Origin of the sequence: uncultured Microbacterium sp. (assembly GCF_937927635.1) — a bacterium.
Lineage (GTDB): Bacteria > Actinomycetota > Actinomycetes > Actinomycetales > Microbacteriaceae > Microbacterium.
Genome location: NZ_CALBRW010000027.1, coordinates 1 through 16,066 on the forward strand (window position 1 = coordinate 1; position 16,066 = coordinate 16,066).

At 69.3% G+C, this 16,066-nt stretch carries 13 protein-coding genes; 7 read left to right on the forward strand and 6 right to left on the reverse strand.

Annotated features, from left to right (window positions below; genetic code table 11):
* Positions 1-214 precede the first annotated feature (214 nt).
* Positions 215-1,009 (reverse strand): HAD family hydrolase, encoded by a 795-nt coding sequence (locus Q0568_RS13320; protein WP_298867340.1) that lies wholly within the window; start codon positions 1,007-1,009, stop codon positions 215-217.
* Positions 1,006-2,322, reverse strand: coding sequence for a serine--tRNA ligase (serS, locus tag Q0568_RS13325; RefSeq protein WP_298867342.1), 1,317 nt, complete (start codon positions 2,320-2,322; stop codon positions 1,006-1,008). The genes Q0568_RS13320 and serS overlap by 4 nt, the downstream gene beginning before the upstream one ends.
* Before the next feature lie 63 nt (positions 2,323-2,385).
* Between serS and Q0568_RS13330 the strand changes: the two genes are divergently transcribed.
* Positions 2,386-3,384 (forward strand): diacylglycerol kinase family protein, encoded by a 999-nt coding sequence (locus Q0568_RS13330; RefSeq protein WP_298867344.1) that lies wholly within the window; start codon positions 2,386-2,388, stop codon positions 3,382-3,384.
* 51 nt (positions 3,385-3,435) lie between these two features.
* Here Q0568_RS13330 and Q0568_RS13335 read toward each other — a convergent pair whose 3' ends face one another.
* Positions 3,436-4,446: a LacI family DNA-binding transcriptional regulator gene (locus Q0568_RS13335; RefSeq protein WP_298867346.1), complete on the reverse strand. Its 1,011-nt coding sequence runs from the start codon at positions 4,444-4,446 to the stop codon at positions 3,436-3,438.
* A 144-nt stretch (positions 4,447-4,590) separates the two neighbouring features.
* Between Q0568_RS13335 and Q0568_RS13340 the strand changes: the two genes are divergently transcribed.
* The 5 genes from Q0568_RS13340 to Q0568_RS13360 are packed head-to-tail and all read left to right on the forward strand — an operon-like array spanning position 4,591 to position 11,885.
* Complete coding sequence (locus Q0568_RS13340; protein WP_298867348.1) at positions 4,591-6,606, forward strand: beta-galactosidase; 2,016 nt, start codon at positions 4,591-4,593, stop codon at positions 6,604-6,606.
* A complete protein-coding gene (locus Q0568_RS13345; protein ID WP_298867350.1) occupies positions 6,603-7,556 on the forward strand; it encodes a carbohydrate ABC transporter permease in 954 nt (317 codons plus the stop codon). The genes Q0568_RS13340 and Q0568_RS13345 overlap by 4 nt, the downstream gene beginning before the upstream one ends.
* Positions 7,553-8,458, forward strand: a complete 906-nt coding sequence (locus Q0568_RS13350) for a carbohydrate ABC transporter permease (protein WP_298867352.1) — start codon at positions 7,553-7,555, stop codon at positions 8,456-8,458. Before Q0568_RS13345 ends, Q0568_RS13350 begins: the two co-directional genes overlap by 4 nt.
* A gap of 32 nt (positions 8,459-8,490) precedes the next feature.
* On the forward strand, positions 8,491-9,825 hold the full coding sequence (locus Q0568_RS13355; RefSeq protein ID WP_298867354.1) for a sugar ABC transporter substrate-binding protein: 1,335 nt from the start codon (positions 8,491-8,493) through the stop codon (positions 9,823-9,825).
* Complete coding sequence (locus tag Q0568_RS13360; protein ID WP_298867356.1) at positions 9,822-11,885, forward strand: alpha-galactosidase; 2,064 nt, start codon at positions 9,822-9,824, stop codon at positions 11,883-11,885. Before Q0568_RS13355 ends, Q0568_RS13360 begins: the two co-directional genes overlap by 4 nt.
* 10 nt (positions 11,886-11,895) lie before the next feature.
* On the opposite strand, the gene cls is transcribed toward Q0568_RS13360, so the two are convergent.
* On the reverse strand, positions 11,896-13,359 hold the full coding sequence (cls, locus tag Q0568_RS13365; RefSeq protein WP_298867358.1) for a cardiolipin synthase: 1,464 nt from the start codon (positions 13,357-13,359) through the stop codon (positions 11,896-11,898).
* A gap of 68 nt (positions 13,360-13,427) precedes the next feature.
* Positions 13,428-13,604: a hypothetical protein gene (locus Q0568_RS13370; protein WP_298867360.1), complete on the reverse strand. Its 177-nt coding sequence runs from the start codon at positions 13,602-13,604 to the stop codon at positions 13,428-13,430.
* A 134-nt stretch (positions 13,605-13,738) separates the two neighbouring features.
* On the opposite strand from Q0568_RS13370, the gene Q0568_RS13375 reads away from it, so the two are divergent.
* Positions 13,739-14,857 carry a DUF4192 family protein gene (locus Q0568_RS13375; RefSeq protein WP_298867362.1) on the forward strand — a complete coding sequence of 373 codons (1,119 nt, stop codon included), beginning with the start codon at positions 13,739-13,741 and terminating at the stop codon, positions 14,855-14,857.
* 13 nt (positions 14,858-14,870) lie between these two features.
* Here Q0568_RS13375 and Q0568_RS13380 read toward each other — a convergent pair whose 3' ends face one another.
* Positions 14,871-16,061: a MarP family serine protease gene (locus Q0568_RS13380; RefSeq protein WP_366941412.1), complete on the reverse strand. Its 1,191-nt coding sequence runs from the start codon at positions 16,059-16,061 to the stop codon at positions 14,871-14,873.
* Between the last annotated feature and the right edge of the window lie 5 nt (positions 16,062-16,066).

The window sequence follows — 16,066 nt, forward strand, 5'->3', positions numbered from 1 at the left end:
CTGCCCACTGGTTTTCAAGACCAGCTCCATCGGCCGCTCGGACAACCCTCCCGATGCCGGCTCGCGCCGGTCGATCAGGCGTCGAGTCTATCGGTTCCGGGGGAGGATCGAACTCGCCGACGCCTTCATTGTGACCTGAGCACCTGGGCAAGCCCTGGATTGCCGCCCGGAGCGCGCAGAGAGCGGATGCCTCGCCGCACAGCTCCCGGATGCCTCAGAGCAGCGTCCGCAGGGCGATCGCGAGCCCGCCGTCTTCGACGCTCAGGGTCTGCTCACCGGCGGCATCCTTCACCTCGTCAGGAGCCTGCCCCATCGCGACGGTGCGTCCGCCGCCGGCCTGCGCCCAGGCGAACATGCCCAGGTCGTTGCGACCGTCGCCTGCCACCAGCACGTCCTCACCGGCCACGCCGAGCTCGGTGCGCACCTTCTCCAGCGCGGTGCCCTTGTCCACGCCGTGCGGGGCGATGTCCAGCCACGCCGTCCAGCCGATGGCGTAGGAGACCTCGTTCAGCCCCACCTCCTCCACCAGCCGGTGGAAGTCGGCCTCGTCGTGGTTCGGCGAGACGACCACCACGCGCGAGACCGGCTGCGAGACGAGCTCGTCGAAGTCCACCTGGCGTCCGCCGTCGAGAGTCCAGTCGTCCAGCACGGCGGTGTACAGCCGCTGCCCGGACTCCAGCTCGACCATGTACCGCGCCTGAGGAAGCCGTTCGCGCAGCAGCGCCAGCACCGGGGCCGGGTCGAACACCTCCACGTGCCAGCGGGTCCATTCCCCGTCCACCCGTCGCATGATCACGGCGCCGTTCGAGCACACCGTGAACTCGCTGGTCAGCTCGAGCGCCTCCACATAGTGGTGCGTGCCGCCCCAGCCGCGGCCGGTGGCCAGCATGACCTCGAAGCCGGCATCCCGCACCTCGGCGACGGCGTCCACGACCCCGGGGCTGAGGGTCTCGTCCTGGCACAGAATGGTGCCGTCGACGTCCAGGCCCACCAGGCCCCGGGCGGTCACTCCGCGACCTGCGCCGGGTCGACCCCTTCGACGGGCTCAGGAACCCATCCGATGGGCCGCAGCACCTCGATGCCGCCCAGGTACGGGCGCAGCACCTCGGGCACGGTGACCGATCCGTCGGCCTGCTGGTGCGTCTCGAGGATCGCGACGATCCAGCGGGTGGTGGCCAGCGTGCCGTTCAGCGTGGCCACGTTCGCGGTCTTCCCGCCCTCTTCCGGGCGGTACCGCACGTCGAGCCGGCGCGCCTGGTACGTGGTGCAGTTCGAGGTGGAGGTCAGCTCGCGGAAGGCACCCTGAGTGGGCACCCACGCCTCGATGTCGAACTTGCGCGCGGCGCTGGAGCCCAGATCGCCGGCGGCCACGTCGATCACGCGATACGACAGGCCGAGCGCGGTGAGCATCTCCTCCTGCAGCGCCACCAACCGGTCGTGCTCGGCCTCGGCATCCTCGGGTGTCGTGTAGACGAACATCTCCAGTTTGTTGAACTGGTGAACGCGGATGATGCCGCGGGTGTCCTTGCCGTAGGAACCGGCCTCGCTGCGGTAGCAGGTGGACCAGCCGGCGTAGCGCTGCGCTCCGGCGGACAGGTCGAGGATCTCGTCTTTGTGGTAGCCGGCCAGCGGCACCTCGCTGGTGCCGACCAGGTACAGGTCCTCCTTGTCGAGGTGGTAGACCTCATCGGCGTGCTCGCCGAGGAACCCGGTGCCCTGCATGATCTCCGGGCGCACCAGCGTGGGCACGATCATCGGCGTGAAGCCGTTGTCGAGCGCCTTCTGCAGCGCCAGGTTCATCAGTGCGATCTCCAGCCGCGCGCCGATGCCCTTCAGGAAGTAGAACCGGGAGCCGGACACCTTCACGCCGCGCTCCATGTCGATGGCGCCCAGCAGCTCGCCGATCTCGAGGTGGTCGCGCGGCTCGAAGTCGAAAGCGGGGATCTCACCCACCCGGCGCAGCTCGACGAAGTCCTCCTCACCGCCGGAGGGGACGCCGTCGATGATGACGTTCTCGATCTTCGCCAGAGCGGATGCTGCAGCATCCGCCGCCTCGTTCGACACCTGCTGCGCGGCCTTGACCCGCTCGGCCAGGTCCTTCGCCTGCGCGACCAGCGCGGCCTTCTCATCCTTGGGCGCCTGGGCGACCTGCTTGCCGAAGGCGTTCTGCTCGGCCCGCAGGGACTCGAACGCGTTCAGCGCATCACGGCGCGATCGGTCGGCCTCGATCGCGGCGTCGACGGTCTCGGGCGCGTTCCCGCGCGCGAGCTGTGAACGACGGACGAGCTCGGGCTCGTCGCGGAGGAGGTTCAGATCGATCATTGTGCAAGTCTACCGAGCGGCATCGTCGCGCCGATCGGGGCCGACGGGCCGTAGAGTGGCGACATGCCGGCATCCGAGAATCAGCACCCGCACGCGGCGCTGGTGCTCAACCCCGTGAAGGTCGACGCGAAGAAGCTGCGCACCACCCTCCAGTCGCTGTCGAAGAAGCACGGCTGGGCCCCGCCGCGGTTCTACGAGACCAGCGTGGCGGACCCTGGGCGGCAGGCCGCCCGCACCGCGATGGACGAAGGCGCCGCCGCGGTGCTCGCGGCCGGCGGAGACGGCACCGTGCGCTCGGTCTCCGAGGCGATGGCCGGCACCGGCATCCCGTTCTCGATCGTCCCCGGCGGCACCGGCAATCTGTTCGCCCGCAATCTGGGTCTGCCGCTGCTGGCGCCGGAGAAGATGATGGATGCCGTGTTCACCGGCTTCACGCATCCGGTGGACATCGGCTGGGCGGAGCTCACCCAGCAGGACGGCACCTCGTCCGAGCACGGCTTCGTCGTGCTGGCCGGGATGGGGCTGGACGCCGACATGATCGCCAACACGCGCCCCGACCTGAAGAAGACCGTCGGATGGATCGCGTACCTGGAGGGCGCCGCGCGATCGCTGCCCGGCGCGAAGCCGTTCCGCGTGGTCTACCAGCTCGACGACGGCAGGCTGCATTCCACCAAGGTGCACAGCATGCTTTTCGCCAACTGCGGCGCCCTGCCTGCGGGGATCGCCCTCATGCCGGATGCGTCGCTCGACGACGGCACGATGGACATCGCGGTCATCCAGCCCACCGGTCCGCTGGGCTGGATGGGCGTCTGGCGCAAGGTGTGGTGGGACAATTCGGTGCTGCGCCGATCGCGCGCGGGTCGCCGCGTGCTGGAGCGCCGCGGCAAGGAGGCGTCGATCCGGTACCTCCGCGGGCAGCGGGCCGAGGCGGCGATGGTCTCCCCCACTTCGGTCGAGCTCGACGGCGACGAGATGGGCACGGCCGTGCGGATGGCGTGCCGCATCCAGCAGGGCGGCCTGAGCATCGTGCTGCCCGCCGGGCACGACGTCTCGCACTTCTGACGCCCGACCCGCCGTCCCCGTCTCGCCCAGCGTCGCCTCAGTGTCGTCGGATCATGCCGATCCGCGCCAGACGACGGGACACTCCAGCATCCGGCTGCGCCGACTCACTCCCTCACCGCGCAGCTGCGCGAGCACCGATTCGGCGGCGGCCCTGCCGAGTTCGCCGGCGGGCTGGCGCACGGTCGACAGCGGCGGGTCGGTGCGCATCGCCCAGGAACTGTCGTCGAATCCCACCACACCGACATCGATCGGGATGCGACGACCCGCCGACTGCAGCACTTCCATAGCGCCAGCGGCGACAGCGTCGCTCGAGGCGAAGACCCCGTCGATGTCGGGGTGCGCCGCCAGCAGCGCGCGCATGCCCTCCTGCCCGTCGGAGTACGAGTACAGCGGCACGGGCTGCACCAGCTGCGGATCGAACTCGTTGCCGAGCGCGTCGACGAAGCCGGCAAGCCGGTCGGAGCCGGAGTCGCGGTCGAGGGCAGCCGCGACCATGCCGATGCGCTTGCGTCCGGTGGCCATGAGTCGCCTCGTGATCTCACGAGCCGCGCCGCGGTTGTCGATCGCGGCGTAGGCGGCGTCGCCGATGTCATGCGGATGCCCGACGAAGGCCGCAGGCATGTCGAGGCGCGCGATCGCCTTCGTGATCGGGTCGCCGTCGCGTGCCGAGACGACGATGACGCCGTCGATGAGCCCGCCGGTCAGGTAGCGGGTGAGCCGCTCGATGTCGCGGGAGGTGTCGGCGATCAGGCAGGACAGCTGGTAGTCCGCCTCGCTGAGGGCGGCGTTGGCGCCCAGCAGGATCGCGCCGATGTTGGGGTCCTCCACGAACAGCGAGTGCGGCTCGTGCACGATGAGTCCGACCGCCATGGACTGCTGCATCACGAGACTGCGGGCCGCGTTGTTGGGCACGAAGCCCACTTTCGCGATGGCGGCGTCGATCGCCGCACGCGCCTCGTCCGAGACGTACGGCTGCCCGTTGAGCACCCGGCTGACCGTCCCCCGCGAGACGCCCGCCTCGACGGCGACATCCTTCACCGTCGCCCGACGCTTGCGTTCCATGTCCCCATCGTATGTTCACGAGCACACATGACAAGACGTTGTTGACATCGGAATCCCGGCATGTTTACTCTGTACACGTTCACAGAGCATCAGCGCTGATCCTTCCGCGATCTGCGTTGTGCACGTTCACAGATCGAGGAGAGCATGACAGTCCCCGCCCGCTCCTTCCGCCACGACGGCATCGCGTTCGGCTGCGATTACAACCCCGAGCAGTGGGGTCCCGACGTGTGGGACGAGGACATCAGGCTGATGGCCGAGGCCGGCGTCGACCTCGTCGCGATCAACATCTTCGGCTGGTCGCACATCGAACCGCGTCAGGGGCAGTACGACTTCTCGCGCCTCGACGACATCGTCGAGCGGCTTCACGCCGCCGGAATCCGCATCAATCTCGGCACCGGCACGGCATCCACCCCCGCGTGGCTGACCACGGCGCACCCCGAGATCCTGCCGATGACCGAGGACGGCACGCGACGTTACCCCGGCGGCCGCCAGGCCTTCTGCCCGAGCTCGGCCGTCTACCGCTCCGCGGCCCTCGCGCTCGTCGAGCAGGTCGCCCGCCGTTACGGCGACCACCCCGCCGTCGCACTCTGGCACGTCTCGAACGAGATCGGATGCCACAACGCGCTCTGCTACTGCGATGAGAGCGCCGACGCATTCCGCACCTGGCTGCGCGACCGCTACGACACGATCGACGCGCTCAACGCCGCCTGGGGCACCTCGTTCTGGAGCCAGACCTACCGCGAGTGGAGCGAGATCCTGCCGCCGCTCGCCACGCTCTCGCTGCGCAACCCCGGCCAGTCGCTCGACTTCCACCGCTTCAGCTCCGACCAGGTGCTCGCGCACTACCGCGCCGAGGCCGCGGTCATCCGCCCGCTCAGCGACCGCCCGATCACCACCAACTTCATGGTGACCACCCACATCGAGAACCTGGACTACTGGTCGTGGGCCGACGACATGGACATCGTCGCGAACGACCACTACCTCGACCACCGTCTGGGCGATCCGACCGCCGAACTCGCGTTCAACGCCGACTTCACCCGCGGCCTCGCCGGCGGCGCGCCGTGGCTGCTCATGGAGCACTCCACCGGTGCAGTGAACTGGCAGCCGCTGAACCTGCCGAAGGCCCCGGGCGAGCTCATCCGCAATTCGCTCACCCACGTCGCGCGCGGCGCGGACGGCGTCTGCTTCTTCCAGTGGCGCGCTTCGGTGCAGGGCAGCGAGAAGTTCCACTCCGCGATGCTGCCGCACGCCGGCACGGACAGCGCCGTGTGGCGCGAGGTCGTCGAGCTCGGCGGCATCGTCGACCGCATCGGCGAGGTCGCGGGCTCGCGCATCCACGCGGATGCTGCGATCGTGTTCTCGTGGGAGGCCTGGTGGGCCACCCAGACCGACGCACGCCCCAGTCAGGCGATCGGCTACCTCGACCAGCTGCACGCCGCGCACGCCGCCCTGCACGACCTCGGCATCACGGTCGACATCGTGCGCCCCGGCGCCGACCTCGACGGCTACAGGCTCGTCGTCGTGCCAGGCCTGCACCTCGTCCGCGCCGCGGAAGCCGCCGTGATCACCGACTGGATCGCGGCCGGCGGTACGGCTCTCGTCACGTTCTACTCCGGCATCGTCGACGAGGAAGACCGTGTCTGGACCGGAGGCTACACCGGACCGTTCCGCGACGCGCTCGGGGTGCGCGTCGAGGAGTTCGCCCCGGTCGCGCCCGGTGACACGGTCGCGCTCAGCGACGGCATCCGCGGGTCGCTCTGGTCCGAGCGCGGACGCGCGACGACCGCCGAGGTGCGCGCGTCCTTCGTGGGCGGGGCGGCCGACGGCAGCCCCGCACTCACCCGCAACGAGTGGGGCGAGGGCACCGCGTGGTACCTCGCCACGCTGCCGGACGCCGCGGACTACCGCCACCTGCTCGCCGAACTCGTCGCCGAAGCCGGTGTCGAGCCCCCAGCATCCGTCGACGGCGACCTCACCGCGCTCGAGCTCGTCCGCCGGCACGGCGACGAGCACTCCTACCTGTTCGCGATCAACCACGGCGACCAGCCCGTGACCGTCGCGGCCGCGGGCACCGATCTGATCACCGACGCCACCGCCGACGGGCGGATCACGGTGCCGGGCGGGGCCGTCCGCATCATCCGAGAGGAGCGGGTCTCATGACCGCCACCGAACTGCTCGTCACGAAGACCGCTCGGCGCAGCGCGTCGAGCCGGCGCGACACGAGCCGACGCGGCGCAGGCCGACGCCGACCGCAGCACCGCGGCGCGATCGCATTCTTCACCGGTCCCTTCGCCGTGCTGTTCGCGCTGTTCTACCTGCTGCCGATCGGCTACGCCGTGTGGCAGTCACTTCAGGTCATCGAGCGCGACGGCACCTACGGCGCCCCGCGCCAGGTGTTCGGCGGGCTGCAGCAGTACGTGCATGTCTTCGAGAACGGCGAGTTCTGGGCGTCGGTCGGACGGATGCTGCTGTTCGGCGTGGTGCAGGTGCCGGTCATGCTGGGCCTCGCCCTGCTGTTCGCGCTGCTGCTCGACTCCCCCATCCTGAAGGGCAGGCGCTTCTTCCGCCTGGCGTTCTTCGCACCGTACGCGGTGCCGGGCGTGATCGCCGCGATCATGTGGGGCTTCCTCTACTCCCCCAACCTGTCGCCGTTCACCGATGTCACCCGCGCGATCGACTTCCTCTCGCCGCAGGCCGTGCTGTGGTCGATCGCGAACGTCGTCACCTGGGTGTTCGTGGGCTACAACATGCTCATCATCTACTCGGCTCTGCTGGCCATCCCCGCCGAGGTCTACGAGGCTGCTCGCATCGACGGGGCAGGGCAGATCCGCATCGCCTGGTCGATCAAGATCCCCATGGTCGCCCCCGCCCTGGTGCTGACGACCGTGTTCTCGATCATCGGCACACTGCAGCTGCTGGCCGAACCCCAGGTCTTCCGCTCGTTCAGCTCCGCCGTGTCGAGCACGTTCACCCCGAACATGATGATCTACGCCACCAACTCGATCCCGAACCTCAACCTGGCCGCCGCGTTCTCGGTCGTGCTGGCCCTGGCCACGTTCATCCTGTCATTCGCCGTCCTGCGCGGCTCCCAGCGGAAGGCGCAGTCATGAGCGTGCTGACCCTCACCCGCGGCGTCACCGCCGACAATCGTCCCTCCGGCCGGGCCCGCGGCCCTCGCGAGAGCCTGCTCTCCCGGGGCGCTGCGACGTTGATCATGGTCGTGTTCACGCTGTACTTCCTCGTGCCGATCTGGTGGCTGTTCATCTCGGCCACGAAGGACCGCAGCGACCTGCTCACCACGAACCCGCTGTGGTTCGCCGACTGGAGCCTGTTCGAGAACATCGGCGCGCTGTTCTCATACAACGACGGCATCTACGCCAAGTGGATCCTGAACAGCCTCGGCTACGCGGGGCTGGGTGCGGTGCTGGCCACCGTGTTCTCAGGCATGGCCGGATACGCGCTGGCGAAGTATCAGTTCCGCGGCCGCGAACTCTTCTTCAACGTCGTGCTCGGCGGCGTGCTGGTGCCGGCGACAGCACTCGCACTGCCCCTCTTCCTGCTGTTCAGCCAGGTCAACATGACGAACACGTACTGGTCGGTGCTGCTGCCCAGCATCGTCAGCCCGTTCGGCGTGTACCTGACACGCATCTTCGCGGCCTCCTCGGTGCCCGACGAGCTCATCGAAGCCGGCCGCCTCGACGGTGCCGGCGAGGTGCGCACCTTCTTCACCATCTCGGTGAAGCTCATGACCCCCGCGCTGGTGACGGTGTTCCTGTTCCAGTTCGTGACCATCTGGAACAACTTCTTCCTGCCGTTGATCATGCTGCGCAGCCAGGAGCTCTTCCCTCTCACCTACGGCCTGTATGCGTGGAACACCCAGCTCAACCAGATCCCCGAGCTGCGCACCTACGTGCTCGTCGGGTCGCTCGTCTCGATCGTGCCGCTGATCGTGGCCTTCCTGCTTCTCCAGCGCTTCTGGCGAAACGGCCTCGGCGCCGGTTCCGTGAAGTGACATCCCACCCAACCCACCAAGATAGGAACATCATGCACCACACCAAGAGGGCAGTCGCCACCGGCGTCGCACTGCTCAGCGCGATCGCGCTGGCCGGATGCTCGGCGGGCGGCACCGGCGGAGGCGGCAGCGCGGATGCTGCGGCCTGCACCCCTGCCGACGGACCGGTCACTCTCGAGTTCACCTCGTGGATCCCCGGCATCGAAGACGTCGTGGCCATGTGGAACGAGAAGAACCCCGACATCAAGGTCGAGGTTCAGACCGGCCCGAACGGCAACTCCGGCACGTACCAGAGCTTCTTCAGCCAGCTGAAGGCCGGCAACGCTCCCGACCTCGGTCAGATCGAGTACGACGCGCTGTCGAGCTTCCGCGTCCAGGACGGGCTCGAGAACCTCGCCGCCTGCGAGGACGTCGTCGCCGCGAAGGACGACTTCATCCCGTGGACCTGGGGTCAGGTCACCCTCGGCACCGACGACGGCGTGTACGGCATCCCGCAGGACTCCGGTCCGATGGCGCTGTTCTACCGCTCCGACCTGTTCAAGCAGCACGGCATCGAGGTGCCGACCACGTGGGCCGAGTTCAAGGATGCCGCCGTCAAGGTGCGCGCCGCCGGTGGCTACATCACAAACTTCTCGACCGCCGACATCAACCAGTTCGCCGGCCTGGTGTGGCAGAACAACGGCAGCTGGTTCAGCAACGACGGCGACTCGTGGAAGGTCGACATGACCGACGACGCGTCGGCGCAGGTCGCCGACTACTGGCAGGACCTCATCGACGAGGATCTCGTCGCCACGGTGCCCGCCTGGACCGAGGAGTGGAACAACGCCTACAACTCGGGTCAGATCTGGACGTGGAACTCGGCCGTCTGGGGTGCGAACTCGATCTCCAGCGGCGCCCCCGACACCGCGGGCAAGTGGTCTGTCGCCCCGTCGCCGCAGTGGAAGAAGGGCGGAACGAGCGCCGGCAACTGGGGCGGTTCGTCCGTCGCGGTCTTCAAGGGCACCGACCACCTCTACGAGGCGTCGAAGTTCGCGCTGTGGCTGAACACGTCGGATGAGGCGCTGACCGCGCTGAACAAGTCGGCGAACATCTACCCGGCCACGACCAAGGGCCTGTCGCTGCCCACGCTCAAGGAGGGCGTCGACTTCTACGGCGGCCAGCCCATCTACGACGTGTTCGCGGATGCCGCCAGCCAGGTCAACCCCGACTTCGTGTGGGGCCCGACCATGACGCAGACCTACGCCGATGTGTCGGACGGGTTCCAGAAGGTCGTCACCGGCCAGGGCACACTTCTCGAGGCACTGAAGTCCGCGCAGGACTCGACCGTCTCGACGCTGAAGGCCCAGTCGATCCCGGTGGCTGAATGATCCATCACCTCCACGCCGCGGGAGTCAGCCTCGTGCTCGACTCCCGCGGCGCGGCCGTGCCCGCGATCGTGCACTGGGGTCGCGGGCTCGGCGCGCTGACCGAGGCTCAGCTCACAGCCCTCGCCGACGCGCAGACCCCGGCGATCGGCCCGAGCTCGCTCGATGTCCCGCTGCGGCTGTCGCTCGTCCCCGCACTGGCCGACGGCTGGTCCGGGCGCCCCGGCGTCGCGCTCGCGGGCGGCATCCCGGCATCCCCTCGTGCGGTCTCGACGACGCGCGACGGCGACGCGCTCACGATCGTTGTCGCCTGGGGCGACGCGATCATCACCACCGTCATCGCGCTCTCCCCCGAGGGCGTGCTGACGCAGCGCACGACGGTGCGCAACTCCGGGAGCACCCCGCTGAGCCTCACCTCCGCCGCCGCCGTGCTGCCCGTGCCGGCGCGCGCCCGCGAGGTGCTCGACTTCTCGGGCCGCTGGGTGCACGAGCGCGAACCGCAGCGCCTCGCCCCCGGCCACGGCGTGTGGCTGCGCGAGACGCGGCACGGCCGCGGCGGGCACGACGCCCCCTTCCTGATGGCCGCAGGCACCCCCGGCTTCGACTTCGACTCGGGTGAGGTGTGGGCCACGCACGTCGCCTGGAGCGGCGACGTCGCCCAGTGGTTCGAGCGCACCGACCTCGGCCCGACCGTGCTCGGCGCCGGCGAGCGCCTCGAGGACGTCGTACTCGCGCCGGATGCCGTGCACGAATCGCCCGAGGTCGTCGCCGTGTGGTCAGATGCCGGCCTGAACGGGCTCTCCGACCGGCTGCATCCGTGGATCCGCTCGTGGTCGACCATCGCCCGTCCCCGCCCCGTGACCCTGAACACCTGGGAGGCGGTGTACTTCGACCAGTCGCTGGAGCGCCTCACCGCGCTGGCCGACCGCGCCGCCGAGGTGGGCGTGGAGCGCTTCGTGCTCGACGACGGCTGGTTCCTCGGCCGCACCGACGACAAGCGGGCACTCGGCGACTGGATCGTCGACCCCGAGCGCTGGCCCGACGGCCTCGGCCCCCTCATCGACCGGGTGGTGGGCGCCGGCATGGAGTTCGGCCTGTGGGTCGAGCCCGAGATGATCAGCGCCGACTCCGAGCTCGCCCGCGCGCACCCCGACTGGCTGCTGACGGATGCCGCGAGCCCGACCTGGCGCTGGCAGCACGTGATCGATCTGGCGCAGCCCGCGGTCGCCGAGCACCTGTTCGCCCGGATCGAAGCGCTGCTGAGCGAGTACCCGATCAGCCACCTGAAGTGGGACCACAACCGCGACGTGCTGGTGCCCGATTCCGGCGCCCAGACGCGGGCGCTGTACGCGCTGCTCGACCGCATCCGCGCGGCGCACCCGCAGGTCGAGATCGAGTCGTGCGCGTCCGGCGGCGGCCGCATCGACCTCGGCATCCTGCGCCGCGTCGAACGGGTCTGGACGAGCGACACGAACGACCCGCTCGACCGGCAGCGCATCCAGCGCTGGACCGGCATCCTCGTACCGCCCGAGTACCTGGGCAGTCACCTCGGCGATGCGAAGGCGCACGTCACCGGGCGCACGTCCTCGCTCGGGTTCCGATTCGCGACGGCGCTGTTCGGTCACGCGGGCATCGAGTCCGACCTGACGCTGCTGCCGGATGACGACCTGCGGCTCGTGCGCGGCTGGATCGACGTCCACAAGCAGCACCGCGCGCTGCTGCACGGCGGCCGCGTGCTGCAGATCGGCAGCCTCGACCCCGCGGTCATCGCACACGGCGTGGTCGCGGCTGATCGCTCGAGCGCGCTGTTCTCATACGCCGTGATCGACCGGACGGATGCCGCGCTGCCGGCCCTGCTTCGCCTGGTCGGCCTCGACGCGGAGCGGATCTACGCCGTGCGGCAGGTCGACCTCGGCGTCACACCGCACGCGGTTCAGGACGCCCCGCCGCCGTGGCTGGCGACCGGTGTGCGCCTGCCCGGACGGGTGCTCGGTGAGATCGGGTTGCCGATGCCGCTGCTCACGCCGGGCGAGGCGGTCGTGCTGCAGGTGACGGCCGCCTGAGCGTCGGCGCCTACTGCAGCGCCGAGGTGAGGCGCGCGAGGTTGTCGAGCACGGTGGAGCGCAGCGGCTGCTTCATCCACTCCTCCAGCGTCAGCTCGCGGCTGAGCTTGCGGTACTCGTCCTCGACGATGCGCATCTCATCGACGAACTCCTCGCCTCTCACGAGCATGGACACCTCCATGTTCAGACCGAAGGAGCGCATGTCCATGTTGCTGGAGCCGATGACAGCCACCTGGTCGTCGATGGTGAGGCTCTTGGTGTGCAGGATGTACGGCCTGGGGTACAGCCAGATCCGCACCCCCGCGCTCAGCAGCGCCTCGTAGTAGCTGCGCTGCGCGTGGTAGACCATCGCCTGGTCGCCCTCCTCCGAGACGAAGAGCTCCACCTGCACACCGCGGTCGACTGCCGCGGTGACGGCCAGCAGCAGCGCCTCGTCGGGCACGAAGTACGGGCTGACGATCATGATGCGCTCCTGCGCGGCGTACAGCAGGGCGAGGAACAGCCGCAGGTTGTTCTCCACCTCGAATCCCGGGCCTGACGGCACGACCTGGCATCCCAGCTCGCCCGTGCCGTGCACGATCCTGGTCAGATCGCCGATGTCGGGGACGCGATCGGTCTCGGCGTAGTAGTCGCTGAGGAACACGGCGTTCAGGCTGGCGACGACGGGGCCGCGCATGCGCACCATGAGGTCGACCCAGTGCAGGCCGCGCTTGATGTTCTTGGACAGGTTGTAGGAGGAGTCGGTGACGTTCTGCGAACCGACGAACCCGACCGATCCGTCCACCACGAGCAGCTTGCGGTGATTGCGCAGATCGGGGCGCTGGATGCGGCCGCGCAGGGGCTGCACCGGGAGCATGAGGTGCCAGTCGGCTCCCATGTCGTCGAGCCGCTTCAGCGTCTCGCGGTACTTCGGCTTCCAGCGGTTGGCCCAGTAGTCCAGCAGCACGCGCACCGGGATGCCGCGGGTCGCCGTCTCCTCCATCGCGCGGAAGAAGTTGTCGGTCGAGGCGTCCGACTGCAGGATGTAGAACTCCACGTGCACGTAGTCCTGCGCCTGGCGCATGGCCTCGGCCATGGCATCCAGCGACTCCTGGTAGTCGCTGATCAGGTGCGCCTCATTGCCGCCGGAGAGCGGGAGAGCGCCCAGATGCTGGTTCATGGCCACCAGCGGAGGGAACCACTCGGGAGCGTTCGGTCGCACGGAGCCGAAATTCAGGTGCCCGGCCGCCTCGGCGATGTACTCGTTGACCTGCTCCTGCTTGCGGCGCCGGGCGCGCGGCAGCTTGGGGTTGCCGATCAGCAGGAAGAGCAGCACGCCCAGCACGGGGATGAGGAAGATCGCCAGCAGCCAGGCCATCGCCGAGCTGGGGCGGCGATTGCGCGGCACGATGATGATCGAGATGACGCGCATCGAGATGTCGATGACCAGGTACCCGGTGACGGCCCACCACGGCCAGTTGTTGACGTCGAACATCGCACCCCCTCACCGCTGTCCGCTCTGGTTCAGAGTAGCCGCAGTCCGGGACGGAGGCAGTCAGAGAATCAGGATGCCTTGGGCGGGAGACCGCGCCGAGCGCGCTCCTCGGCCTCGATCTGAGCGTGCACCTTGCGCTCGGTGCGGTCGGATCGCAGGATGCCGCGCAGGATCATCGCGAAGAGCACGCAGATCGCCAAGGTCGGCAGAATCGCCCAGCCCACCGCGACCCAGATGTTGTCCACATCTCAATCGTACGGCACGGCCGCTATGAATCGCCCTGCACAGAAGACGGATCCGCTCGGCCTGTGCACAGCCGCCGAGGATACCGCGGATCCGGTGCGAGCACTGGTGGGACCATGCTCGGCACACTCACGACATGAACACGATCATCCACGCCACAGAACCCGCCGAGCTGCTCGGCATCGTCCCGGCTCTGGCCGGCTTCACACCGAGGCGGAGCATCGTGATGCTGCCGTTCCACGGGACCCGCGCGCACGGCGCGATGCGCATGGATCTGCCGGATGCCGACGCCGATACCGAGGAGTTCGCGAACGCCGCCGTGCACGCGCTGCTGCAGGTGCGGGGCATCGACGCCGCGGCCATCGTCGTCTACACCGACGAACCCGCGCAGACCGTCCCCGACGGTGTGCTGCTGCCGAGGCTGACTGTCGTGGAGATGCTGGTCGACGTCATCGAGCAGGCGGGACTGCATCTCGTCGACGCGCTGTGTGTGACCCCGGGAGGCTGGGCGGACTACGGGGAGGAGTATCCCATCGTCCGGCCGCTGGCCGACATCCCGAGCCTCCCGGATCTTCCTGGGATCGGAAGCGTCACGGGCGACCAGACCGCCGGCGCGGAACTGCCGCCGGGTGATCTGGTGCAGCGTGAGCGCGTCGGGCGTGCGCTGCAGGAGCTGGAGGAGCTGCTGGCGGGGCATCGCCCCGGCCGCATCGCGGCGGGACCCGGAGAGAGCCCGCTGGCGCTCGTGCGCGCGAGCATGATCCTCGATGATCTGCCCGGCTTCGTCGAGCGGATCACCGGCAGCCCCGGCGACCTGTCCCCCGACGACTGCGCGGCGCTGCTCTGGTGTCTGAACAGGCCGGCTCTGCGCGACGCCGTGATCGTGCAGTGGGCGACCGACCACGAGTTCGGATGCCTGGCGCTGCAGGCGCAGTTGGAGTTCGCAGGCAACCACGACGAGATCCCGGATGCCGTCGGCCGGGTGTTCCTGGGGCGTGGACCGCGTCCGGACCCTGACCGGCTCGGCTGCGCCCTGGAAGTGGCGCGTCGGGCTGCGTCGCTCGCGCCGCGACCGGCGAAGGCCGGCGCCCTGACGGCTGCCGCCTGGCTGGCGTGGGCGATGGGGCGCTCCTCGCACGCCGGGCAGTACATCGACCAGGCACTGGAGATCGAGCCGGAGCACGGCATGGCGTCGCTGATCTCGAGCATGCTGTCGGCGGCGATGCTGCCGGAGTGGGTGCTGCGTCGTGCCTGAGGCGCGCTGCGCGCTACTCCTTCCGACAGGCTCCGGTCGAGACCGTCTTCTCGTCGTTCCCCAGCTGGGCGATCACCGGAAGCAGCTCGGCATTGGTCATCGCATAGCCGATGCCCTGCCTGGCCTCGTCCTTGGCGAAGACGAGACCCGCCGCCTGCCCGCTCTCGGTGAGCAGCGGCCCGCCGGAGTTGCCGGGCTCCACCTGCGCCCGCAGCGCGTAGATGCTGCGCACGTCGGTCTGGTCTCCGTAGATGCTCGGCAGGCTCGCCTCCGACGACGAGATCACCCCGGCGGCCACCTCGGTGAACGGTCCGCCGAAGGGATATCCCATCACGGCGGCACCGTCACCGGGCTTCAGCGCATCGGAGAGCACGAGCGGCGCTGCGCTGACATCAGCCGCGATCACGGCGATGTCATCCACGGGGTCGTAGTAGACCACGCGGCCATCGCGGGCGGGCTCCCCCGGGAGCTCCACCACCGGCGCACCGACACCCGCCACGACATGGGCATTGGTGATGATCCGGTCGGGTGCGATCACGAATCCCGAGCCATTGGAGATGATGCTGCACTGGCTGGCCACGCCCGAGATGCGGGCCACCGAGGCCTGCGCCGCCTTCAGCCCGGGGCTCGACAGGTCGATGGAGCCGGCATGCGGCGCGGCGTCCAGCACGCCGGGGTTGGCCGCGCCGTCGACCGTCGGCAGCTGCATCCCGCCGAACACGAGCGCGCGCAGCCGTGCGGTCGCATCGGCGAGGGGAGCCGGCGTGTACTGCTCGATGGTGCTCAGCACGGTCGACGAGGCGACGGCGGGCGAGAGGCCGGGGATTCCTGCCGTCGCGATCGACGATCCCGCCATGGTGATGGCGAGTGCTCCCGCCACCAGTGCGGCGACGCCGCCCAGCATCCGCTCCAGCACTCGAAGACGCAGGTGGTCCGCTCCTCGGCGCAGCAGCGCGCCGATCGCCGATCCGATCCCCGAGCCGACCACCAGCAGCGCCAGGGCGACAGCCACGATGATCAGACCCTGCCACTGGCTCTCCGGCAGCACGCGGGCGACCAGTGGCAACACCACGGGTACGGCGAGCGCCCCCACGACCAGCCCGCACAGACCGCCGAGGATCGAGAAGAACCCGGCGCTGAGCCCCATCCCGATGGCGCCCAGCAGAAGCACCGCGATGACAAGATCGACGACCCCGAACACCACGGTGT